Origin of the sequence: Acinetobacter sp. A47 (genome assembly GCF_000805455.1) — a bacterium.
In the GTDB taxonomy this organism is placed as follows: Bacteria; Pseudomonadota; Gammaproteobacteria; order Pseudomonadales; family Moraxellaceae; genus Acinetobacter.
The window spans coordinates 1-24269 of the sequence record NZ_JSUS01000027.1; the positions used below are offsets into that span (position 1 = coordinate 1).

At 46.0% G+C, this 24269-nt stretch carries 23 protein-coding genes and 1 pseudogene; 13 read left to right on the top strand and 11 right to left on the bottom strand.

Translation table 11 applies throughout. From position 1 onward, the window contains the following. The coding region (locus tag OC23_RS05830; protein WP_171194760.1) for a carbohydrate porin at window positions 1-352 on the bottom strand (352 nt) is incomplete at its 3' end. Between the two features lie 144 nt (window positions 353-496). Then, a complete protein-coding gene (locus tag OC23_RS05835) occupies window positions 497-1615 on the bottom strand; it encodes a CaiB/BaiF CoA transferase family protein (RefSeq protein ID WP_038343501.1) in 1119 nt (372 codons plus the stop codon). Between the two features lie 213 nt (window positions 1616-1828). Here OC23_RS05835 and OC23_RS05840 point away from each other — a divergent pair, with 213 nt between their 5' ends. Both OC23_RS05840 and OC23_RS05845 read left to right on the top strand, forming a co-directional pair. Then, on the top strand, window positions 1829-2842 hold the full coding sequence (locus OC23_RS05840) for an AraC family transcriptional regulator (protein WP_038343502.1): 1014 nt from the start codon (window positions 1829-1831) through the stop codon (window positions 2840-2842). Between the two features lie 95 nt (window positions 2843-2937). Further along, window positions 2938-3423, top strand: coding sequence for a GNAT family N-acetyltransferase (locus OC23_RS05845; protein ID WP_038343504.1), 486 nt, complete (start codon window positions 2938-2940; stop codon window positions 3421-3423). Between the two features lies 1 nt (window position 3424). Here the strand turns inward: OC23_RS05845 and OC23_RS05850 are convergent. Then, window positions 3425-3538: pseudogene (locus OC23_RS05850) on the bottom strand (NUDIX hydrolase); the annotation flags it as partial. 130 nt (window positions 3539-3668) lie between these two features. Here OC23_RS05850 and OC23_RS05855 point away from each other — a divergent pair. The 5 genes from OC23_RS05855 to OC23_RS05875 all read left to right on the top strand — a co-directional run bounded on the left by OC23_RS05855 (window position 3669) and on the right by OC23_RS05875 (window position 8756). After that, window positions 3669-4874: an acetyl-CoA C-acetyltransferase gene (locus OC23_RS05855; RefSeq protein ID WP_038343505.1), complete on the top strand. Its 1206-nt coding sequence runs from the start codon at window positions 3669-3671 to the stop codon at window positions 4872-4874. Between the two features lie 10 nt (window positions 4875-4884). After that, a complete protein-coding gene (locus OC23_RS05860) occupies window positions 4885-7020 on the top strand; it encodes a 3-hydroxyacyl-CoA dehydrogenase NAD-binding domain-containing protein (RefSeq protein ID WP_038343507.1) in 2136 nt (711 codons plus the stop codon). Window positions 7021-7185: 165 nt separating this feature from the next. Next, entirely contained in the window at window positions 7186-7404 is a 219-nt protein-coding gene (locus OC23_RS05865) for a hypothetical protein (RefSeq protein ID WP_038343682.1), read from the top strand. Window positions 7405-7470: 66 nt separating this feature from the next. After that, window positions 7471-8325 (top strand): patatin family protein, encoded by an 855-nt coding sequence (locus OC23_RS05870; RefSeq protein ID WP_038343683.1) that lies wholly within the window; start codon window positions 7471-7473, stop codon window positions 8323-8325. A gap of 200 nt (window positions 8326-8525) precedes the next feature. Further along, on the top strand, window positions 8526-8756 hold the full coding sequence (locus OC23_RS05875; RefSeq protein ID WP_038343509.1) for a hypothetical protein: 231 nt from the start codon (window positions 8526-8528) through the stop codon (window positions 8754-8756). Between the two features lie 25 nt (window positions 8757-8781). On the opposite strand, the gene OC23_RS05880 is transcribed toward OC23_RS05875, so the two are convergent. Beyond that, window positions 8782-9210 carry a GNAT family N-acetyltransferase gene (locus tag OC23_RS05880; RefSeq protein ID WP_038343684.1) on the bottom strand — a complete coding sequence of 143 codons (429 nt, stop codon included), beginning with the start codon at window positions 9208-9210 and terminating at the stop codon, window positions 8782-8784. A gap of 17 nt (window positions 9211-9227) precedes the next feature. Continuing rightward, the gene (locus OC23_RS05885; RefSeq protein WP_038343511.1) at window positions 9228-10445 is read right to left on the bottom strand and encodes a class I SAM-dependent methyltransferase; all 1218 of its coding nucleotides are present in this window, start codon (window positions 10443-10445) and stop codon (window positions 9228-9230) included. Between the two features lie 101 nt (window positions 10446-10546). On the opposite strand from OC23_RS05885, the gene trhA reads away from it, so the two are divergent. The 3 genes from trhA (at window position 10547) to lpxO (ending at window position 13846) form a co-directional block, all read left to right on the top strand. Then, complete coding sequence (trhA, locus tag OC23_RS05890; RefSeq protein ID WP_038343513.1) at window positions 10547-11188, top strand: PAQR family membrane homeostasis protein TrhA; 642 nt, start codon at window positions 10547-10549, stop codon at window positions 11186-11188. A 278-nt stretch (window positions 11189-11466) separates the two neighbouring features. Beyond that, a complete protein-coding gene (locus OC23_RS05895) occupies window positions 11467-12777 on the top strand; it encodes an MFS transporter (RefSeq protein ID WP_038343515.1) in 1311 nt (436 codons plus the stop codon). 163 nt (window positions 12778-12940) lie between these two features. Beyond that, the gene (gene lpxO, locus OC23_RS05900) at window positions 12941-13846 is read left to right on the top strand and encodes a lipid A hydroxylase LpxO (RefSeq protein WP_038343516.1); all 906 of its coding nucleotides are present in this window, start codon (window positions 12941-12943) and stop codon (window positions 13844-13846) included. 66 nt (window positions 13847-13912) lie between these two features. On the opposite strand, the gene OC23_RS05905 is transcribed toward lpxO, so the two are convergent. Both OC23_RS05905 and secA read right to left on the bottom strand, forming a co-directional pair. Then, complete coding sequence (locus OC23_RS05905; RefSeq protein ID WP_038343517.1) at window positions 13913-14317, bottom strand: hypothetical protein; 405 nt, start codon at window positions 14315-14317, stop codon at window positions 13913-13915. 143 nt (window positions 14318-14460) lie between these two features. Continuing rightward, entirely contained in the window at window positions 14461-17196 is a 2736-nt protein-coding gene (secA, locus tag OC23_RS05910) for a preprotein translocase subunit SecA (protein WP_038343518.1), read from the bottom strand. A gap of 362 nt (window positions 17197-17558) precedes the next feature. On the opposite strand from secA, the gene OC23_RS05915 reads away from it, so the two are divergent. The 3 genes from OC23_RS05915 (at window position 17559) to OC23_RS05925 (ending at window position 19818) form a co-directional block, all read left to right on the top strand. After that, on the top strand, window positions 17559-18194 hold the full coding sequence (locus OC23_RS05915; RefSeq protein ID WP_038343519.1) for a peroxiredoxin: 636 nt from the start codon (window positions 17559-17561) through the stop codon (window positions 18192-18194). Between the two features lie 227 nt (window positions 18195-18421). After that, the gene (locus tag OC23_RS05920; RefSeq protein ID WP_038343520.1) at window positions 18422-19240 is read left to right on the top strand and encodes an MBL fold metallo-hydrolase; all 819 of its coding nucleotides are present in this window, start codon (window positions 18422-18424) and stop codon (window positions 19238-19240) included. After that, the gene (locus OC23_RS05925) at window positions 19237-19818 is read left to right on the top strand and encodes a dual specificity protein phosphatase family protein (RefSeq protein ID WP_038343522.1); all 582 of its coding nucleotides are present in this window, start codon (window positions 19237-19239) and stop codon (window positions 19816-19818) included. Before OC23_RS05920 ends, OC23_RS05925 begins: the two co-directional genes overlap by 4 nt. 25 nt (window positions 19819-19843) lie before the next feature. On the opposite strand, the gene OC23_RS05930 is transcribed toward OC23_RS05925, so the two are convergent. Genes OC23_RS05930 through trpA form a run of 4 tightly spaced genes read right to left on the bottom strand, consistent with a single transcriptional unit; the run spans window position 19844 to window position 23932 of the window. Further along, window positions 19844-20962 (bottom strand): SPOR domain-containing protein, encoded by a 1119-nt coding sequence (locus tag OC23_RS05930; protein WP_038343524.1) that lies wholly within the window; start codon window positions 20960-20962, stop codon window positions 19844-19846. Beyond that, window positions 20953-22239: a bifunctional tetrahydrofolate synthase/dihydrofolate synthase gene (gene folC / locus OC23_RS05935; protein ID WP_038343525.1), complete on the bottom strand. Its 1287-nt coding sequence runs from the start codon at window positions 22237-22239 to the stop codon at window positions 20953-20955. The genes OC23_RS05930 and folC overlap by 10 nt, the downstream gene beginning before the upstream one ends. After that, window positions 22236-23132: an acetyl-CoA carboxylase, carboxyltransferase subunit beta gene (accD, locus tag OC23_RS05940; protein ID WP_038343526.1), complete on the bottom strand. Its 897-nt coding sequence runs from the start codon at window positions 23130-23132 to the stop codon at window positions 22236-22238. Before accD ends, folC begins: the two co-directional genes overlap by 4 nt. Next, entirely contained in the window at window positions 23129-23932 is an 804-nt protein-coding gene (trpA, locus tag OC23_RS05945) for a tryptophan synthase subunit alpha (protein WP_038343527.1), read from the bottom strand. The genes accD and trpA overlap by 4 nt, the downstream gene beginning before the upstream one ends. Window positions 23933-24269: the final 337 nt, after the last annotated feature.

The window sequence follows — 24269 nt, forward strand, 5'->3', positions numbered from 1 at the left end:
GCCCCTGCAGCCCGTCGGCGGTTTGTGACAGCGACTGGCCATCACGATAGGTCACCGTGATCTGGGCTTCGGTATCTTGCCACCCCAAGATCTTGTTCAGATCAAAGTGTGTACCTAAAGCCAGTTGCCCAGTAAATTCACTGCCGTGGCTTGAATGTTGTTTAGAATCTAAAACTCCTGCAAATTCACCAGTGTAATCAGCAGAAAACTTGTAACCCTGTTCTTGTAACGCAGTGCGTTGACCATTCCAATCACCAAACAGCCATGGGCTATTCGGATCAAATGCGGAAGAAGCAGCTTGAGCATGTTGTGCAAAAAGACTCAATGAAAGAACGGATAAACAAGAAACAATCATAGATTTAGAGATTGTCATGTTTACGTAACCTTTTATGTTTTTGTGTATAAAAGATTACTATTATTTTTAAATTACAATTTATTTGAAATGTTAACGGTATGGGCAATATTTCAACAAACAGTGATTAATTGCACATATTTTCTACCATTTGCCCTGCCCCAGTCCCTGACCGATAAATGCATAGCGCATTTGGGAACGGGAAAATTTGATCGGACAAGCCAGTTGAGACTCGGTTTGTGCAGAATGCTCAGATACGGGCACTTCCACCACCCAGTCACGTTGCTGGGCAATCGGTGAAACCAGCGCTTCATCCAGGCTCAGCACAGGTTCAACACAGAGATCCAGCTGCTGGAATAACTGCTGCCATTCGGAAAAATCCCGGGTTTTGAACTTGTCCCTTAAAGCCTGTTTCACGGCCTGACGATCTGCCGGATCAAACGATGCACCTTTTGCCAACAACACCGGCAACTCCAGAGCAGCTGCCAAGCCAGCCATAAACTGAGGCTCCAGACTGCCGACAGAGAAATAGCGGCCATCCCGGGTTTCATAATAATCATAAAAGCTTGCGCCATTTAGCATGCCCGCTTCCGGTGCCTGTGGGGTTTGCCCGGCCAGACTGGCAGCAGCAGCCATGCTATTGAGACTGGCCACACAATCAGTCATGGAAATATCAATATATTGCCCAAGGCCACTACGCTGGCGCTCAACCACGGCCGCAAGGATGCCAATCACGGCATGCAGGGAACCACCTGCAACATCGGCAACCTGAATCCCGAGGGGCGGCGGCCCACCCTCCTGACGGCCACTATGACCGGAAACTCCCGCCAGAGCCAAATAATTAATGTCATGTCCGGCGCGGTCTTTATATGCTCCTGTCTGCCCATATCCGGTAATGGAACAATAGATTAAGCGCGGGTTAATCTCGGCCAGTGTCTCATAATCCAGCCCTAAACGGCGCATCACATCCGGACGGAACTGCTCCAGTACAATATCAAACCCGGATATTTTATTCTTGATCAGTTCAATACTGGTCTTGTCTTTCAAGTCCAGCGCAATTGACTGCTTGTTGCGATTCAGATAACTATGTGCAGTGGCCTGACCATTCGCATAGGGTGGCATAATCCTTACCAGATCAGGACGTGTCGGCGATTCGACATGGATCACTTCTGCACCCATGTCTGCCAGATACATACTGGCAAACGGGCCAGGTAACAAAGTAGAAAAATCTAGAACTTTCAAACCCTTCAGAGCATTTGGCATGATATTTTTTACTCAATTTATTCAAATTTTCTTTTATACTAGGGCTGCATAAACATAAAAACAATGTCATGTTCAGCCATTTACCTTGATAGTTTCGGCAATTTAACATGTACACAATGGGCAATTATTTTTCTTGTCAATTGCCCAATTTGATATTTTAGACGGTTATTTAGGTCAATTATCGTGAATAGTAAAGAAAATGAAGGATTCAATATGAGCCGTGATACGATCAGCATCCACTTCGTGAATGCGGCTTTAACAGGTGTTAAACGCCTAGGCATGGACGTTGAAACATTACTTTCACATGTCGGTATAGAAGCTGAATTGCTCCGCCAGCCCAAAGCCCGAATCTCTCCAGAGCAATATACCCGCTTTGTAAAAATGTTATGGATGGTAACTCAGGACGAACACGTCGGTTTTGATGTACAGCCGCGCCGCTTAGGTACATTTGCCATCATGTGCCAGTTGATTATCCATTCCAAAACATTAGGACAGGCTCTAGAGCTTTCATCCCAGTTCTACAAACTGTTTGGTGATGAGTGGTCGGTCAGCCTGGAACGGGACAAGCATGAAGCGCGTCTGGTGCCTCATATTCCCAAAGCATTAGATCCTGATCACTTTATTACTGAAAGTATGCTGATGATCTGGCATGGTCTTGCATCGTGGCTGATTGAACGCCGCTTACCTTTGGAACGTGTTCATTTTGGTTATGAACGTCCAAGCCATGCTGATGAATATGATGCATTGTTCTTCGCTCCGGTTATGCAGTTCGATGCCCCACGTACCGAAATCACCTTTGCAGCAGATTATCTTGACCTGCCTATCCGTCAGGATGAAAAAACGCTAGAAGAATTCTTGAAGGCAGCACCAGCCCAGTTATTAGTGAAATTCAAGAACACCAACTCACTTACCTCTCGTATCCGCGATGTGTTAAAGAGCCAGATTGGCGAAGAAATGCCAACGCTCAACGATGTAGCTGCCATGTTATATTTATCACCGCAGACGTTGCGTCGACGTTTAGCTGCTGAAGGTAAAAGTTATCAGGGTGTGAAGGATGCCTTGCGTCGTGATGCTGCGATTCATTTATTATTGACTCCAAACCTGACCCTTGAAGATGTTGCTCAACAAGTTGGCTTTAGTGAAACCAGTACCTTCCACCGGGCCTTTAAGAAATGGACAGGTGTCACCCCAGGTCTATACCGTCAACTGCACGGCCATCATAACTAATTTTTTCCACCAGAGTGTTCAACTAGAGATTGTTGAACACTCGTTTCAAACTATGGTAAAAAATAAGCTTAATTTTACGATAAGCTTGAACAAGAATGATCATAAAAAAAGGTGATTTCACCCACCCACAAGTCCAAAATCTCATTCATATCCATTTACATGGCATGCAGCAAAATACCCCAACCGACCATAGTTTTGCATTAGACCTCAGTAGCTTGCAAAAAGATAGCGTGAGCTTCTATACCTTATGGAATGATGATCAGTTACTGGGTTGTGGCGCTCTTCAGGAACTAACGCCCGTGCATGCAGAAATCAAGTCTATGCGGACTCATCCTGCTCATTTGCGCCAAGGCGTCGCAGCACAACTGCTTGAATTTTTATTAAAACTCGCTCAGCAACGTCAATATCGGCGAGTCAGCTTAGAAACAGGAAAAGACGTTCACTTTGATGCAGCCATCAACCTTTATAAGAAGTTTGGTTTTGTTCAGGGTGATGCTTTTGCAGAATATACCGAATCGCCCTATAACCAGTTCTTTCATTTAGATTTATCGAATGAGTCCATCAACTCAAGCTTGAGTTGATCTACGCATTGAATAGCCATTGCTCAATGCCTTTTGGATAAACTGGATATTGATCCAGTTCAAGCTGTTCCCGACTCAACCATTGAGCGGTATAAGTCAAGCCCTCTGTATCACAATCCATTTTTCAATCAAGTTGCCAAATTGGCGAAAAACATCAAAGCAGCCAATGTTTATCATCATTGCGCTGCCACCTAAATTGAGTACACTCGATAAACAACAATTTTAAGGTGATACAAGGAAAACCTATGAGCGAGGCCTACATTATTGATGCCATTCGCACACCACGCGGAAAAGGAAAAAAATACGGCTCACTATATGAAGTAAAACCGATTACATTGCTCACAACATTACTGAACGAATTACAACAGCGTCACCAGCTCGACACATCCAAAGTCGATGATATAGTCTTGGGTTGCGTCACCCCTATCGCAGATCAAGGTGGGGATATTGCCAAAACTGCAGCGATTGCAGCGGGCTGGAATGATGATGTTGCTGGCGTGCAAATTAACCGTTTCTGTGCATCTGGTTTAGAAGCTGTCAACCTGGCTGCACAAAAAGTCCGTTCTGGTTGGGAAGATGTGGTGGTTGCCGGTGGTGTGGAATCCATGTCGCGCATCCCGATGGGTTCCGATGGTGGCCCTTGGACACTTGATCCTGAAACCAACTTAAAATCATCTTTTGTACCACAAGGTGTGGGGGCAGATTTAATTGCCACTTTAGATGGTTATAGCCGTGAAGATGTCGATGCTTTTGCCGTCGGTTCCCAACAAAAAGCGGCAGCCGCTCAGGCCAAGGGCTATTTCGATAAATCAGTAGTGCCGGTCAAAGACCATTCCGGGGTCATGATCTTGGAAAAAGATGAATTTATTAAAGGCAATACCACCCTTGAAGGTTTGGCAAAACTGAATGCCAGCTTTGAAATGATGGGACAAATGGGCTTTGATGCGGTTGCCTTACAGAAGTACCCGGAAGCGCAAAAGATTAATCATGTGCATCATGCCGGCAACTCCTCAGGCATCGTCGATGGCGCTGCAGTGGTGTTACTGGCTTCTGAAAAAGCAGTGAAGGAACAAGGCTTAAAACCACGAGCCAAGGTACTGGCAACGGCATTGGTCGGTACCGACCCGACCATCATGCTGACCGGCCCGGCTCCTGCTGCACGCAAAGCCTTGGCCAAAGCGGGCTTAACGATTGATGATATTGACCTGTTTGAAGTGAATGAAGCCTTTGCTGCGGTCGTGATGCGTTTTATCAATGAACTCAAGGTGCCAGCAGAGAAAGTCAATGTCAACGGCGGTGCAATTGCGATGGGTCACCCGCTCGGTGCAACGGGTGCCATGATTTTAGGCACCTTGCTGGATGAACTGGAGCGTCAAGATAAAAAACGTGGTTTGGCCACATTGTGTGTCGGTGGTGGCATGGGGATCGCCACCATTATTGAGTTGGTGTAAGGAGCACAACATGAGCGCGATTAAATACGAAAAAAACGCTGACAATATTGTAATTCTTACCCTTGATTCATCGGGTCAATCTGCCAATACCATGAATGCAGAATTCCGTGAGTCACTCCAGCAAGTCAGTCAAAAGCTCAAAACTGAAACAGACCTGAAAGGCATTATTTTCCGTTCTGCCAAGAAAACCTTCTTTGCCGGTGGTGACCTGGATGAACTGATTCAGGTTCAGCCTGAACATGCCACTGAGTTTTTCAAGATGATTGAAGAGCTCAAGGGTGACTTACGTGCGATTGAAACGTTAGGTGTACCTATTGTTGCGGCCTTAAATGGAACGGCGCTCGGCGGCGGTTGGGAAATTGCTTTAGGCTGTCATTACCGAATTGCCATCAACGATCCAAAAACCAAGTTTGGCTTGCCTGAGGTGACCTTAGGTTTGCTGCCAGGCGGTGGTGGTATCGTACGTATGGTGCGTTTGCTTGGCCTGCAAAATGCCTTTCCATTTCTGATGGAAGGCAAGCAGTTTGGTGTCGATAAAGCCAAATCGCTCGGTCTGGTACATGACACAGCCGAGAACGAACAAGAACTGTTAGATAAGGCGATTGCCTGGGTCAAAGCCAATCCAAAGTCACAGCAACCTTTTGATGTCAAAGGCTACAAAATTCCGGGTGGCGACCCGAAAACCCCTGCGGTGGCACAGGTCCTTGCCATTGCCCCTGCAATGCTGCGTGACAAAACCAAAGGCTGCTACCCTGCGCCTGAAGCAATCATGGCAGCAGCAGTTGAAGGTGCTCAGGTCGATGTTGATACGGCGTTACGTATCGAGTCACGTTACTTTACCCAGCTGACAGTCGGCCAGATTTCCAAAAATATGATCGGTACCTTCTGGCACGGCCTCAATGCCATCAAGTCTGGCGCAAGCCGCCCTGCAGAGGTTGCAAAATGGCAGGCCAAGAAAGTCGGAGTACTGGGTGCGGGCATGATGGGAGCAGGGATTGCCTATTCGACTGCAATCAAGGGCATTCCTGTGATCTTGAAAGATATCTCGGTCGAAAATGCAGAGAAAGGCAAAGCCTATTCGCAAAAGCTGCTCGATAAACGTGTATCACAAGGTCGTATGAGCGCAGAAAAACGTGACCAGATTTTATCGCTGATTACTGCAACTGCAGATGCAGCAGACTTGCAAGGTTGTGACCTGATCATTGAAGCAGTCTTTGAAAATCAGGAGTTAAAGGCCCAAGTGACTCAGGAAGCTGAGCAATATCTGGCTGAAGATGGCATCTTTGCTTCAAATACCTCTACCCTGCCAATCACAGGTTTGGCATCCGCCAGTAAAGATGCACAAAAATTCATTGGACTGCATTTCTTTAGTCCGGTAGATAAAATGCAACTGGTTGAAATTATTAAAGGCAAACAGACCTCGGCAGAGACTTTGGCCAAGGCGTATGACTTTGTACAGCAAATTGCCAAAATACCAATCGTGGTCAATGACAGCCGCGGTTTCTTTACCAGCCGTGTGTTCGGGACCTTTATTCAGGAAGGGATGCGTCTGCTTGCTGAAGGTGTGCATCCAGCCAAAATTGAAATGGCAGCACTAAAAGCGGGTATGCCTGTAGGTCCGCTTGCGATTCAGGATGAGGTCTCTTTAACCTTGACTGAACATGTTGCCAGTGAAACCCGTAAAGCTTTGCAGGCTGAAGGTCAGGATTTAGCCAAAACTCCGGTAGATGAAGTCATACATACCATGATTCATGAGCTGAACCGTAAAGGCAAAGCAGCAGGTGCCGGTTTCTACGACTATCCTGAAAATGGCAAAAAGCATTTGTGGGACGGGCTTAGTCGCTGGCACAAGGAAAATCATATTTCTGAACAGGACATGATTGACCGTTTCCTGTTTGTTCAGGCACTGGATACCTTGCGCTGCTATGAAGAGGGAGTTTTAGAATCGGTCATTGATGCCAATGTCGGTTCAATTTTTGGCATCGGTTTTGCACCGTGGACTGGTGGGGCGATTCAATTCCTCAATCAAAACGGGATTGAGCAATCCCTGCAACGTGCAGAACAACTCGCAGGCCAATATGGTGAACGTTTTGTGCCACCTCAACTGTTAAAAGACCTCGCGCAGCGAAAACAAAACATTCAATAAGCCCACTCTCAAGCTGAAGCGCTATCAGCCTGTATGGAACACTTTGACCATACAGGCTTTTTCTTGCTGCAACAGAATCAAAGTAAAACTTTCGAGCATTACGTCACGATTTATGCTATAACCACCAACAGTTTTGCTTTATTTTTTGTCCTTTGGAACTATCTTATGTCTGAGAAACTCTGTCCAGAAACCTCACCGTGGGGTTGGAAAGCATTAATTATCACCTGTATTTTAAGCTTCATTTTCATGGTGATTTTTTATTTAGCCATGAATAACGAACCAGACTATATGCCAATGAATAAAAACAAGGTGGCACCACAGTCTGAAATGTCATCCTCCATGATGTCTGAAACCAGCACGGAAAGCCATCAGCACAATCACTAAAGTGTTATTGTGGAATATGATAAATCCGTGTTAAACATGGGTTTATCATCATATTCGAGATTTGCAATGCTTCAACAAAATCGTCAGGCACTGGTTGTTGAAGGCGGTGGAATGCGTGGTGCATTCACCTGTGGTGTGCTGGATGCATTTTTACAGCAACAGTTTAATCCTTTTGATCTGTGTGTTGGCGTTTCTTCAGGTTCAACCAATGTCGCCAACTATCTGGCTGCGCAACAAGGCCGTACCCTCCAGATCTACCTGGACCATTCACTGCGTACTGAATTTATCCATTACGGTCGTTTTTTCAAAGGCGGTGACCTGCTCGATTTAAAATGGATGTGGGAAGTGGTCGAAAAAGAAAATCCGCTGAATCAGGCCCGGCTCTTTGCCAGCCATCCTGAGTTTTATATGGTGCTCACCCACGCCATTACCGGCGAAGCCACCTATATTAAAGCTTCAAAAGATAATATTCTGGATGGCCTGAGAGCCTCCAGCTCAATTCCGGTATTGACACGCCAAGCCGTTGAGGTGTTTGGAGAGCCTTATTTTGATGGCGGTGTAGCAGATGCCCTGCCAGTGCAATGGGCTGCACAACAGCATGCTGTTTCCAAATTGATGGTATTACGAACCCGCCCCCAGCATTATTATAAAGCAGGCAGTAAGGGCGATCAGTTCCTTGCAAAATATCTGTTCAAGAAAAATCAAGGCTTTGCACAAAGCCTATTGGCCAGAACACAACGCTATAACGATTCAGTCCAGTTTCTGCGTACTTCATCAGGACAGAAAATTCTGGAAGTCTGCCCGCCTGATCTGAAAAATATGGCAGGCCGGCTGACCAAAAATAAAGCCAAAATCCGCTATAGCTATGATGTGGGTCTGGAAGTTGGCTTACAGGCCATTGAGGACTGGAACAGACTTTAAAACAGAGTTGGACCATCAATCATACATTAAGGCAGGATGAGCATGGCCATGTTCATCCTGCCTTTCCCCTCTCCCGTATATGTGCTTTTTAGATGAACTCTTTAACCGAACAGGGTTGATCTTGCTATTTTAGACTTGGCAACAGCGACTAAAAAGGCGCAAAATCTGCTTTTATTTTTTGATTTATTCGGAAATTGATTATGAATCAGCAACCATCCCCACAAAAAGATTCAAATGAAACCGTATTGGGATGGAAATTTGTCATCATTGTCGGGGTACTCAGTACCATTTTTTTAAGTTTTTTCTATTTAGCCATGACCCAGGAACCGGACTATATGCCTGGCGCGCAGCGTAAGGCACAGCAACAAAAAGCGCTTGCCCAGGAAGCTGCGCCGGCCAGCTCCGAAGTAGCCGAGCAAGCTAAGCAGTAGTCAGATCGGGCATGCCAATGACAGCTTAGACCTTTGCTGTGATTGGCATACGCATCTCAATATGAGGAATGCCACACTCATCATATGCATCCCCCTGCACCACAAAGCCAAGCTGCTCATAAAATGAAATGGCATGCACTTGTGCAGATAGATGCAGAAATTCACGCTGCTGCTGTCGTGCAAAGGCCATGACCTCCTGCATGATCATGTGCCCCAGACCTTGCCCCCGATAAGCCTTCAATACTGCAACCCGTCCCACGCTATTATTTTGTAATAATCGTGCTGTCGCAATCGGCTGCTCCTGATCATAGAGGACAAAATGGTGTGAGATCGCATCCTGCTCATCCCATTCATCCTTTTCCGGGATAGCTTGCTCTCTGATAAAAACCTGCTCTCGGATCAATCTGGCGTCTGGCTGTAATTGATCCCAACTGCCCTGTTTGACTTGATACATCTTTATCCCTGTTTTGATTAACATTTACAGCCGATATTCTCAATTGGCATCTGATCTTGCAATAACAATTCCAGACTCTGCTTCTCAATCCCATACATCGCTTTTAAGGCCTGAATCTGCTGCATGATTTTAGCATCAGGCTGTTGTATATCTTTGCGCTTGGTGGCCAGAATCATCTTGTTTTTGCTGGTATGTTCCAAAGATACAAACTCGAATACCTTGGTTTCATAACCATAGGCTTTCAGCAACAAGGCACGTAAGGTATCTGTCAACATTTCTGCCTGCTGTCCGGCATGTATGCCAAACTGCAGCATCGGCTGTAATACCTCCGGACTTTGTAATTGTGGACGCAGCTCTTTATGACAGCACGGCGCACACATGATCATGGATGCATTGAGACGAATGCCGGTATGAATGGCGTAATCTGTTGCAATATCACAGGCATGCAATGCAATCATCACATCCAGTTTTTCAGGATGATAGGTCCGGACATCGCCCTCAAAAAAGTCTAAACGATGAAAACCGGCCTGATCTGCGACCTGCTGGCAGAACTCCACCAGATTGGAACGCAACTCCACCCCAGTGATTAAAGGCGTCTTTTGCTGGGCCTGCAAATAATCATATAAGGCAAACGTTAAATAGCCTTTACCCGAACCAAAATCGACAATATTTAATTCTTGCTGGGAAGCATCAATCTGCGCATAGGCATTGGCAAAAATTTCAATAAATTTATTAATCTGTTTCCACTTCCGCGCCATGCTGGGCACGATTTGCCCTTTTTCATCGGTAATCCCGAGATGCTTTAAGAACGGGCTTTGCTGCTGCACATAACGCTGCTTTTCACGGTTGTGTTGCTGCTGTTCAGGCTTGTCTGCTACTGCCTGTTTTTTCTGACGGGTCAACATGGCTTTCTTTTTATTTTTCTTGAGCTGAAGGTCCTGATTCAAAGTAAATAAATTGGCCTGTTTAGATTGAGTCAACAATTCTGCAATTTTTTCCAGACCGTCAGTCACCGAATAGTTTTTGGTAATGTCTTGCGTGGTGTGATGATACAGACACGATAAAGTTGGTTGTCCTTGCAGTTCGATCATCCGGAAAGTGATCTTCTCTAAATGTGCCAGCTCCCCTTTATACTGACTCAAAATCAGTCGCTCAAAGCTTTTATTTTCAATAGATTGCTGGATATCCAAGAAAAACTGCTGTTCCTGTTCAAAAGAAAATTTCGGCGCAAACATAATGAAAACCTGACAAATAGAAACTAAATTTTAAAGCGTCTTACTTTAAAAGGGAAATTGCATTACGATACAGTTGTATTTTTATATAGCCAGATCGCTTGATGAACACAAAAACACTGCTGGACTATGACCCCAAAGAAGAACTGATCAATGCCTATAGTCACGGGCTTGGCGCAGTACTGGCCCTGATTGCTTCCATCTTTCTGGTTATCAAGGGCCATGCTCTCCCTGTGGGCCAATGGATCAGTCTCTGGGTGTACGGGTTTAGTCTGGTGCTTCTGCTTAGCAGCTCGATGCTGTATCACTTTGCTGTAGATGAGCGAAAACGCTACTGGTATAAAAAGCTGGATCACACAGCCATTTATTACCTGATTGCAGGCACCTATACCCCGTTTTTGAGTATTGCGATTCCCACTGCCAAAGCCCACTACCTGCTGATTGCCTTATGGATTATTGCGCTGATCGGTACCCTGTTTAAACTGGTTTTCATTCACCGTTTCCAGAAGGTTTCTCTGGCAGCCTACCTGCTGATGGGCTGGCTCGCCATTCTGGTCATGGACGATATGCAACGCTATCTGAGCAAGGATGCGATACAGCTCCTGGTTGCAGGCGGCTTGGCTTATACCATCGGCACATTGTTTTATGCTTTAAAAAAGGTAAGATATACCCACGCAATTTGGCATGTTTTTGTGCTATTAGGGGCAGGATTACACTTTTTAGCAATCTATTGTTATGTATTATAAGTCCATATATAGCATTCAGCTTTTCTAAGTAAAACTGCACATTCAAAAGGAATTTTTCAAGACATTCCTTAGGATCTGTTGACGTTTCAACCATCTTTACATGATTGGCTAAATGAGGAGCGATTAAAGCTCCGCAAGCAAACAAGGCATGAAATGCAGGCAATGGCATGCCCTTGCCCGGTTTCATAACTCCGTTTAGACATGCTTTAGCACTCGCCGGTAAAATGTAATGTCCACAGTACCTATGTGTTCTTGAACGAATAACATGAAGGTCTTGTATGTCGTCAAGCACTACGACTGCCACCCCGGAAGTGGCCAGCAATTCAAAAGTACGGGTATTATTTGCCAGCCTTGTCGGCACCACGATTGAGTTTTTTGACTTTTATATCTATGCCACAGCCGCTGTACTCATTTTTCCTCATTTATTTTTCCCGGAAAGTAGCGATGGTGCTGCCGTCCTGAAATCACTGGCAACCTTTGCCATCGCCTTTATTGCCCGCCCGATCGGTGCCGCGCTGTTTGGGCATCTGGGTGACCGGATCGGCCGTAAAGCCACTTTGGTAGCGGCCTTGCTAACCATGGGAATTTCGACGGTCTGTATTGGCCTGTTACCGACTTATGCGCAGATTGGTCTTGCAGCGCCGCTGCTGCTTGCCTTATGCCGTCTAGGACAAGGTTTAGGTCTGGGTGGTGAATGGAGTGGCGCCGTATTGCTCGCCACAGAAAATGCACCGGAAGGCAAACGTGCCTGGTATGGCATGTTCCCGCAACTTGGTGCCCCGCTGGGCTTTATTCTTGCGACAGGTTCATTTCTGCTGCTCAATGCATTTATGTCAGAGCAGGCCTTCATGACCTGGGGCTGGCGTATTCCATTTATTGCCAGTGCAATCTTGGTCTTGGTCGGTTTGTATATCCGCTTAAAGCTGCATGAAACCCCGGCCTTCCAGAAAGTTCTAAATAAGCAGAAAGAGGTCAATGTACCGTTCAAGGAAGTCATGACCAGACATTTGCCGATGTTAATTCTGGGGACTATTGCCGCCATCTGTACCTTTGTGGTGTTTTATCTCACCACGGTTTTTGCCCTGAACTGGGGCACCACCAAACTCGGTTACGCACGCGGCGAGTTTCTGGTCTTGCAACTGGTGGCCACCCTGTGTTTTGCCGCCTTTATTCCCCTCTCTGCCATTTTTGCAGAGAAGTTTGGCCGTAAAAACACCTCGATTGCAGTTTGTGTACTCTCAGCCTTATTCGGGCTTGGTTTTGCACCGCTCCTGGGTTCAGGCAATCCACTGCTGGTGTTTTTGTTCCTGTGTATCGGCCTTGCCATCATGGGCTTAACTTATGGCCCGATCGGTACGGTACTGTCAGAGATTTTCCCGACCTCGGTCCGTTATACCGGTTCTGCATTGACCTTTAATCTGGCAGGTATTTTCGGTGCTTCTTTTGCGCCTTATATTGCCACCAAACTGGCTGAAAGTTATGGCCTGGGCGCGGTAGGCTTATATCTGAGCTGTGCCTCGCTACTTTCTCTAGTCGCCTTTTTACTGATTCGTGAAACCAAAAACGACGATGTAAACAACCAGATCTAGCCCTCCCCGGTTTCAGATGATTTGTGATAATCCGATCCAGATCATCTGAAATACCATTCAGTTTTTACCTTTTTATCTTATAAAGTTGCTTTTGCGATTACATTCTTCCAAATATTTTTTGTGCTAAAATAACCGCCTTTATTTTTTCTTAGACGATTGTGTTATGTACGCAGTGATTATCGTTGCCGTATTTTTAGTCAGCTTCTTATATACCTATTTACGCGGTAAAGAGCGCTTGAAAGCATCTCGACAATTATTCGACCATTCGACTTTTTTAGCGCCGATCAACATGTTTATGACCGGCTTTTCCAAATTGCCGAACCAACCCTTCTTTGACGTGGCCCAGTTCCCGGAACTCAAACCACTGCAAGATAACTGGCAGGTGATTCGCGAGGAAGCCATTCAGCTACAGAACCAGATTAAAGCCTCTGAAAAAAATAATGATGCGGGTTTTAATACCTTTTTTAAACGTGGCTGGAAACGCTTTTATCTGAAATGGTATCAGGATAGTCATCCGTCCGCACAACAGCTTTGTCCAAAAACTGTCGCCTTACTGGAAAGCATTCCTTCTGTCAAAGCGGCCATGTTTACCGAGCTGCCTTCCGGTAGTTATCTGGGCAAACACCGCGATCCTTATGCAGGTTCGGTACGCTACCATCTGGGTCTGGTCACACCAAATAGCGATGACTGCTTTATTGAAGTCGACCAGGAGCGCTATAGCTGGCGTGATGGTGAAGCCACCGTGTTTGATGAGACCTTCGTGCACTGGGCCGAAAATAAAACCAATGAAACACGAATCATCCTGTTTTGTGATATTGAACGACCAATGAAATGGGGTTGGGCACAAAAGTTCAATCACTGGTTTGGCCGTAATGTCATGTCTGCTGCCAGCTCACCCAATGACGATCAGGACAAGACCGGCTTTATCAACCGTATTTTTAAATATGGTTATGCCGTGCATCATTATGGCCGTGGCCTGAAGCAGCGTAATCGTCCACTCTATTATGTATCGAAGTGGTTGCTGTTTGCTGTCCTGATTGGTCTGATCTTGCTTCCAAGCTTTTTATAATTACAAGCTTCAATAAAAAAAGAGATGCCGGATGGCATCTCTTTTTTTGTTCCAAGCAGATGGCAATTAGTTAGCTTGAGCTGTCTGCGTGGTCGCAGTTTGTGCAGCTGCTGCATTGGCTGCCTGTACTGCAGTTTCACCAATCAAGGCGATTTTGGCTTTTTCCTGGCTTTGTGCCGATAATGCCGGGTTAGAAGCCACAATACGGTTAATATTAGCTGAATTTGCAGGTGCGATTGCAGCAGTTTGCAATACGATCGGACGATTACCAATGTCACCTAAAGTATAGCGGATACCGGTACGAGGACTAACCACAGTTGTCACTTCACGTTTCACTTGTGCCTCTGCGGTATTGCTCCCTTTGGCGGCCAATACTTTATCAACAGTCGTCGTCTGTGGAGCTTCAGCTGCAAATGCAAAACCTGACACCGCAGCACTTGCTAAAATTAAAAGTTGTAATGGTTTTTTCATTGTCTTCCCGCTTTTAATGCGAATTCAATCAAGATCTGTAAGTCCAATAATGAAACTACAAAGCTGCCCATGACTCAAGTTATTTCTCGTAAAAAAAGCAGAGCCTTATGCCCTGCTTTTCTGGTCCGATCTAACAGACAGCTTTAGATTTTACCGTGACACTGCTTATACTTTAAACCTGAACCGCATGGACAAGGAGCATTACGGCTTTCCGGTACCGGGAATGGTGCATTGTCTGTAAAGCCTTCAGTTTCCTCTGAAACCGTCACTTCACCGGTTAGGCCATCGACATCATCATGTTCAAATGACAGACGCATAGACTCGGCCTGACGTTGCTGCTGCGCTTCCATCTCTGCCAGCTCTTCAGCTGTAGGGACATGAACGCGGGATAAATCGGTCACCACGTCAGATTTAATAATACCCAACATGTTCACGAATAAGTTGAAGGCTTCTTTCTTGTATTCCTGCTCAGGGTTCTTTTGGGCATAACCACGTAAGTGAATCCCCTGACGCAAATAATCCATCGCCGCCAAATGGTCTTTCCAGTGACGATCCAGCGAATTTAACATGAAGTGACGCTCAAGCATGGCAGCTGACTCTTCACCCATCTGCTCACGACGCTGGCGATAACGCGCAATCACCTCATCTGAAATACGCTCGACCAGCCCTTCCTCATCCAGACGGCGGTCCTGGTCTAACCATTGCTGGACAGGAAGCTCGATCCCCAGATCAGACTGCAGTGCAGCCTCCAGTCCTTCAATATCCCACTGGTCATGAATCGACTCTGGTGGAATAAAGTTGGCGATCAGGCCTGTTACCACTTCACGGTGCATCTCTTCGATATAGTCTTGCAGTGTGCTTTCTGCAAGCACTTCATCACGTTGCGAATAAATAATCTTACGTTGTTCGTTATTGACATCATCGTACTTCAACAGGTTCTTACGAATATCAAAGTTACGTGCTTCAACCTTACGCTGGGCATTTTCGATGGAACGGCTCACCATCTTGTGTTCAATCGCCTCACTTTCCTGTAAGCCCATGGCACGCATCATGGCCACCACACGGTCTCCGGCAAAGATACGCATCAGGTCATCTTCAAGTGACAGATAGAAACGCGATACACCCGGGTCACCCTGACGACCGGCACGGCCACGCAGCTGGTTATCAATACGACGCGATTCGTGACGCTCGGAACCGATAATATGCAGACCGCCCGAATTTAATACGTCTTCGTGATCTTTTTCCCACTGCGCCTGTAAACGCGCTTCATCTTCAGGGGTCGGGTTTTCAATTTTGGCCAGTTTTGCCTTCCAGTTACCGCCAAGCAAGATGTCGGTACCACGACCTGCCATGTTGGTTGCGATGGTTACCGCATTCGGGCTACCGGCCTGTGCAATAATATCTGCTTCACGTTCATGCTGTTTTGCGTTCAGCACTTCATGATGGATGCCTGCCTGCAATAACTTGGCAGACAGGATTTCACTGGCTTCAATGGTGGCTGTACCAATCAGGATCGGCGCCACGCCCTGCTGACGAATTCTGGTAATTTCTTCAATAATGGCCGTGTATTTACCATTACGGTTGAGGTAAATCAGGTCATTATGGTCTTTACGGATCATTGGACGGTGAGTTGGAATAATCACCACATCCAGACCATAAATTTCTTTCATCTCCGCAGCTTCTGTATCTGCGGTACCGGTCATACCGGATAATTTTTTATACAGACGGAAATAGTTCTGGAAAGTTGTGGTTGCCAGCGTCTGGTTTTCTGGCTGGATTTCCATGTTTTCCTTGGCTTCAACCGCTTGATGCAGACCTTCGGACCAGCGACGTCCCGGCATGGTACGACCCGTGCTCTCATCGACAATAATGACTTCTTCTTTTTGCGTCTGAGGATTGATCCCAATGATGTAATGCACGTTTTTCTGGTACAGATAATGTGCACGAATCGCCGCAGTTACATGATGCACCAGATTCAGGTTGGTGGCCGAATACAGACTTTCACCTTCTGCCAACAGCCCCATTTCAATCAGTTTCTGCTCTACGGTTTCATAACCGATTTCTGTCATTTCGACTGAGCGCTGCTTTTCATCCACCCAGAAATGGCCCCCATCAGCCACTTTCTCTTCTTTCTGTGGACGCAAGGTTGGCGGAATACTGTTGATGAGCTGGTATAGCTGAGACGAGTCTTCACTTTGACCCGAAATGATCAATGGTGTACGCGCCTCATCAATCAGGATCGAGTCGACCTCATCGATAATGGCATAGCTTAAGCCACGCTGTTTTTTCTCTTGTAGAGAAAACACCATATTGTCACGAAGATAGTCAAAACCAAATTCGTTGTTGGTTCCGTAAGTAATGTCAGCCTTATAAGCCTGTGCTTTTTCGTCCGGCATCTGCATCGAATAAATCACGCCAATGCTTAGGCCTAGAAACTCGAATAATGGACGGTTCAACTCGGCATCACGCTGTGCCAGGTAATCGTTCACGGTAATAACGTGAACACCCTGCCCACTTAATGCATTGAGATAACAGGCCAGGGTTCCCATCAGGGTTTTACCTTCACCAGTACGCATCTCGGCAATTTTACCTTCATGCAAGGTGATACCACCAATCAGCTGCACATCATAATGACGCATGCCCATGACACGCTTCGCAGCTTCACGACAAACGGCAAAGGCTTCTGGCAATAATTTATCTAGACTTTCGCCATTGCTAAAACGTTGTTTGAATTCTGGAGTTTTCGCAGAGAGGTCTGCATCGCTAAGAGCAGATATCGTCGGTTCGAGCGCATTGATTTGTTCAACAATTTTACGCATGCGTTTGAGCTCACGCTCATTTTTTGTACCGAAGATACCTCCGATCAGACTTGCCAACATGAATAAACTCTCTAATCCTGTTTGTTATAAGGTAGGCCAACAGCGACTTACCCTAGGTCGGTTAATTTTTTCTTAGCTGTTATTATGGTGCCAGAAATAAGAACTACAAGTGCTTTGCATCCAAACAGGTAAAAAAATCTGCGAGGCGATTCTGACATTAAGCAACTAAAGTGCGTTAATGTAGCAAATTTGCATTTAACTTACATCGACTTGAATGTGAATTTCCGATCATTTTTTAACAAGATCAATAAGCAATATCTCAAAAACTCATAACAAAATACAAAAACAATAATTTTATTTATAAAGCAGATGCGGCATATTGGATGGAAAGATGACACAGAAAAAACGATAGAGGACTGATCATGACATTACGTTTAGGCGATATCGCCCCGAATTTCCAGCAAGAATCCAGTGAAGGCCAGATTGATTTTTATGAGTTTTTAGGCAACAGTTGGGGCATCCTGTTTTCTCACCCGGCCGATTACACCCCCGTATGTACCACTGAACTGGGTTATACTGCCAAACTGAAAGATGAATTTGACAAACGTGGCGTAAAAGCGATTGCACTTTCTGTAGATGATGTTGAATCACATAAAGGCTGGATTCAGGATATTAACGAAACCCAGAACACCACGGTGAATTTCCCCATCATTGCCGATAAAGACCGTAAAGTATCTGAACTGTATGGCTTTATTCATCCCAATGCCAGCGAAACCCTAACCGTTCGCTCATTGGTCATTATTGATCCGAATAAAAAAGTGCGTCTGATCATTACCTACCCTGCGTCTACCGGGCGTAACTTCAATGAAGTGTTGCGTGTGGTCGACTCATTGCAACTTACCGATAACCATAAAGTCGCGACACCGGCAAACTGGCAACAAGGCGAAGATGTAGTGATTGTGCCGTCATTAAAGGATGAGGAAGAAATCAAACAGCGCTTCCCGAAAGGTTATAAGGCCGTCAAACCTTATTTACGACTCACCCCCCAGCCTGAGTGAGGATCAAACGAGCAACGCTCGTTCCTGAGAAGCGGCTGAAGCTTCGCAAGAAGGTGAACAGCTATGCTGTGAACGAAGCGACTGAAGCGAAGGCTTGAATTGCCGTGCAAGATAAGACAGTCTGTCAGATGACAGGCTGTTTTTATTTATCCCTCAAATTTGTTTTGGTATTTTTTCAGTGCATACGTTATAAGAATGGTTCAATCTGAAACACAATAAAAACCATCATGATCTATAACATTCATCATCTGCATTGCGGCAGCTTCTGTCCGGTCTGCGCTCCTTTATTTGGGCAAAAGGGCTGGAAAGCCCATCTGGTATGCCATTGCCTATTGATTGAAACAGATCGGGGACTGGTGCTGGTTGATACAGGCTTGGGAGTGCAAGACTATTTACATACCGAACAACGTTTAGGCAACCTACTTTCACGGTTTGGCTCAATTGTACCCAACCTGAAACTCAGTGCCATTCAACAAATTCAGCAACTCGGTTTTAGTCCCAACGAGGTCAAACATATTTTTGTGACGCATCTGGATTTTGACCATGCTGGCGGGATTGCAGATTTTCCCCATGCAACCGTGCATGTGCTGGCTTCTGAGTTTAATGCAACCCAGACATTATCCGGTAAAGGCAAACTGCGTTATAAGACCGAACAGTTTAAACAGCACCGGTACTGGAGTTTTGCCGAACATCACGATGGTGAAACATGGTTCAACCTGCAACAGGTGAAAGGCCTACCATTTTTTCAAGATGAAATTTTGATGGTTCCCTTGTTAGGACATACACTCGGGCATAGCGGGATTGCCATAAAAAAAACCGAAGGCTGGATACTGTTCTGCGGCGATGCCTATTTTTCCCATCTGGAACTGAACCCTGAAAATAAACTCAGGGCACTCGATCTTACCGAGCGCTTGTTGGCCGAAGACAACCAGCAACGTCTGCATAATCTCAAACGCTTACAATATCTGGCTCAACATGAAGCATCTATTGAGTTAATTTGTGCGCACGATCCTGTTGAATTCAAGCGTTATCGCTCCGTCTTATGAAAAAAACTCTCGTCACCCTGACCCTGATTTCTGCCCTCAGCATGGGCGGCTGTATGAAACATCCAAGTCTGGATGAGGAACAACGCCCCAGCAACTGGGGGACACTCATCTCGGCAACTCATAATTTTTATCAGATCAGCGCTGATGTATTTCGCAGCGATCAACCAAGCAGCCAATTAATTCCAAGCTTAAAACAGTACAACATTGATACGGTCATCAACCTTCGCGCTCGCAACGAAGATGCCAAGGTACTCAAGGACCAGCCATTTAATCTGGTCCATATACCTATTTATACCTGGGCGATCAATCGCAATGATTTATTACAAGCAATGCGTGCCATTCAAACGGCCAAACAGAATAATCAAAAAGTCCTGATTCATTGCTATCATGGCTCAGACCGTACAGGTGCAACCATTGCCATGTATCGCATTATTTTTGAACACTGGACGATTGAGGAAGCGGTCAAAGAAATGAAGCAAGGCGGCTATGGCTTCCATGTCATCTGGAAAAACATCGACCATTTACTCAGCCCTGAAAATGTAAAATGGATTCAACAGCAACTGTCAAATCCATCTTGATCACTTTCAGGCAGCCGGGTTTCATTTAACGCTGGTCAAGTGGAACCCAGTCAATCACCCAGGCAGACTTCATATTCAGACTTTCATCAGAAGTAATCTTTTTACGGGTGACATCGGCCGTATCACGGTCTTTGGCTGGCCCGACCATGATCCGGATTCCTTTAGAAGTCGGACTGGTCGTGACCTTATAACCTTTAGCACGTAATTTCGATACCACAGCATCTGCATTGGCCTGATTGGCAGCCAGTGCTACCTGTACCATCCATTTTTTATCGCCATTTTCCATCAGGTCACGAGCTTTTTCAGCTTCTGCCTTTTTCTCGGCTTCTGCCTTACGCTTGTCTTCAGCTGCTTTTTTATCTGCTTCAGCTTTACGCTTGTCCTCGGCAGCTTTCTTGTCTGCTTCGGCTTTACGTTTATCTTCAGCCGCTTTTTTCTCGGCTTCTGCCTTGCGCTTGTCTTCTGCTGCTTTCTTGTCTGCTTCGGCTTTACGTTTGTCTTCTGCCGCCTTACGTTCGGCATCTGCTTTACGTTTGTCTTCTGCAGCCTTCTTGTCTGCTTCAGCCTTACGTTTATCCTCTGCTAACTTCTTTTCGGCATCGGTCTTTTGCTGGGCTGTTTTTAACTGTTCGGCCTTAAGCTGTTCTGCCCGCTTCTTTTCATCGGCCTTGCGTTTTTCATCCGCCAGTCGCTTAGCCTTGGCTTTTGCATCTTCAACCAGTTCAGGCGGAATGTTATCCGAGCTTTCCTGTGCAGCCGTACGGCGCGCATTAATCGCAGCATATTCTTCAGCAGCCTTACGTGCTGCGGCTGCTTCGGCTTGTTGCTGCATTTTTAAGAACTCTGCTGCACGGGCCTCTTGCTCGGCAACCGCTTTTTCGCGCGAACGACGCTGTTCTTCCAGCAAACGCTTTTCTGTTTCAACATCAACCGCCAAAGGTTGTAATGAAACCATTTCACCCTCTTGCGCAGGCTGAGCAGTTTTAGGCTTAGGCGCTGTTTTGGGAATAGGATGAGTAACGGTATCTTGCGTATGGTCCTGCTCTATTTCTTCATTACCTTTTAAAAGTAATGCAGCCAATAAAACACCACCTCCTAATAGAACAACGCCACCCATCCAACGTTGTTTGTTATTCATCGACATTCTTCTAAATACTCCCAGACCGCTTCTAAAGTATGAAACGAACCACAGACTAAAATCAGCTGATTGTTATTACCTTGTTTCAGCACAGTTTCAAACGCTTGCTGGATACTGCCGAACTCATGGACCTGTTGCCCCTGCAATGCAGCTTGAATCTGTTGCACTGGTGCGGCTCTAGGCACATCTAAATTAGCAATAAACCAATCTTTTACTGTTGTTTTTAGTAAATCGGTGACAGATGGAATGTCTTTATCTGCCAACATGGAAAATACTGCGACAACTTCTGTGTACTGTTTATTGTATTTTAGGAATTTTCGCAACTGCTTCAATAAAAATTCGACACCGTGAGCATTGTGTCCGGCATCAAATATGACGGTTTTATTTTGAATCTGCCTGATTTCAAAGCGGCCTTGTAAACGTGCCTGCCCAATACCGGTTGCTAGCGCTTGTTGCGAAATACCGATCCCACTTACCAGCACAGCTGCAACTGCTGTAGAAATATTGTCCAGGGCAAGCTGACCGACAGGAAGCTTTAATGTCGTACCAGAGGTAGCAAATGACCAGCTTTGCCCATCTGCATCTAACTGATAGAAATAATCTTGATTGAGGGTATATAACCGGGCTTGGGTTTCAGCCACTTTATCTTGAATGGCTTGTGGCAATTGTTGCTGTCCGGCAAAAATCACCGGAATATTCGGCCGAATGATTCCCGCTTTTTCATAGGCAATTTTTTCGACCGTATCGCCGAGCCAGTCGACATGATCCAGACCGATGTTGGTAATTACCGCAACATCCGGATCAATTACGTTGACCACATCCAGACGCCCACCCAGGCCGACTTCAAGTACCCAGACATCACATTGCTGCTGTTTAAAAATGACAAAAGCAGCCAGAGTGGTTGCTTCAAAAAAAGAAAGGCTCAAGCCACATTCACGGCGTGCCTGATCGACCTGTACAAAGGCATTAATCAGGCTCTGGTCATCGACCTCTGTTCCAGCCAGTTTTACCCGTTCATTAAAACGGTAAATATGCGGCGACTGGTACAGGCCAACCTTGTACCCCTGTGCATTTAAAATTGCAGCTAAGGTTGTTGTAGTTGAACCTTTACCATTGGTGCCTGCGACAGTAAACACCTTTGCCTCAGGCTGCATTACGCCCAGCTTTTCAGCGACGGGAATAACGCGCTCTAAACCTAAATCAATGCCTGTAACATGAACATGGCCCCAATAATCGAGCCATGTAGTTAATGTATCCGTTGAATGTGGAGCGTGCGGTTTCAAGGTAAGTTCATCAGTTTTGCAACAAGTCTGTATACAGTATCACGTAATGCATGACGATGAACAATTTGATCGACCACACCATGATCAAGCAAATATTCTGCACGCTGGAACGGTTCTTCCAGTTTTTCACGTACCGTTTGCTCGATCACACGCTTACCGGCAAAACCAATCATCGCCTTTGGTTCAGCAATGTGTACATCACCTAGCATTGCCAGTGAAGCCGTTACACCACCATAAACCGGATGGGTTAATACCACCACATAAGGCACGCGTGCTTCTTTCATTTTCTGGATCGCAGCTGCAGTACGCGCCATCTGCATCAGGGACAACATGCCTTCCTGCATACGTGCGCCACCAGAAGCAGCAAAACAGATCATCGGTTGATGCAGGGCAATAGCACGTTCAGCCGCCTGTACAAAACGGTCACCTACAACCGTACCCATCGAACCGCCCATAAAATCGAAGTCAAAGGCACAGGCAACCAGATCCAGTCCTTTCAGCGAACCCTGCATGACAACAAGAGCTTCTGTCTCGCCAGTTTTGTCCTGTGCTTCACGCATACGGTCCGGATAAGGCTTACTGTCCACAAACTTTAACGGGTCTTTGGCATTAAATTCCTGACCTAACTCACCATTGACCTGATCAAAGAACCAGTTCAAACGGTCACGGGCACGCATCCGCAGGTGCTCATCACATTGAGGACACACATAGGCATTAAATGACATGGCGGTACGTGTCACCAGTGCATGGCACTCAGGGCATTCAATCGTTGGTTCAGTGAAAGTTGCTTTAAATGTCTGCTGTTCATCTGCGACCTGAATACCCGGGACATCACGCTCAGTCCAAGGGGTTGAAGGGCTAAGAACCTTCCCTGATGTTAACTCTTGACTCATACTAACTCATCGAGCGCAGCTCGAAGCTCCTTCACTTTATTCACCGTCTGTTGCGCAGCTTCATCGGCTGGCAATGTTGCAAAAGATTTAACGAAAGCACTTCCCACAATCACGGCATCGGCAACCTGTCCCATCGCTTTTGCAGACGCTGCATCACTAATCCCAAAACCGACACCCACCGGCACATTCGTCTGGGTTTTAATTTTTGCAATACGTGCTGCTGCTTCTGAGGTATCCAGAGTTGCTGCACCGGTCACACCTTTTAATGACACATAGTAAACAAAGCCACTTGCCTGTTTGACGACATGCTGGATCCGCTGATCGGTTGAAGTTGGCGCCAGCAAGAAGATCTGATCCATTCCATTTTGTTTAAGAACGTCACCTAATTGCTGAGATTCTTCAGGCGGCAAGTCCACCAGAAGTACACCATCGACCCCGCAGTCTTTCGCATAAGCAACAAACTTTTCATAGCCAATGACTTCAACAGGATTGAGGTATCCCATCAACACCACAGGCGTCGTCTGGTCTTTTTCACGAAAGGCTTTCACCATATCCAGGGCATCCAGCGTGTTGGTTCCACCAGCCAAAGCGCGCTCGGCCGCCAGGGCAATCACCGGACCATCCGCCATCGGGTCAGAGAACGGCAGACCCAGTTCAATGACATCAACACCAGCTTCAACCATTTGATGTAACAGTGGAACAGTCACCTGTGGATGTGGATCACCTGCCATTACATAAGAAACAAGCGCTTTACGTTGCTGAGATTTAAGCTGTTCAAAACGAGTGGCAAGACGTGACATAGGATTATGCTTTCCTGATTTATATAAATTAAGGAGTTGTTTGTGGTCATACAAAAAACACTGCATTGTAACGCTATTTTTTGTTCATTGAACAGAGTTTGACGTGATTGCGACAGTGAATCTTGCGACTTCCAACAGTCCTTAAGGGGCATTAACGTTTCAGCCATACTTGCAGCATGGTAAGAAGGTCAACCCGCCCCTATACATTTATCTATATTTTGAATTATTTCTCAATGATCAAAGCTTCCTAATTTTAGGCAGATCAGTTAGTGGCTGGGCAGATTTTACCTGAGCCTGCCCCAGCAGACATTGATAGGAGGTACAAGGCACGCCTGAT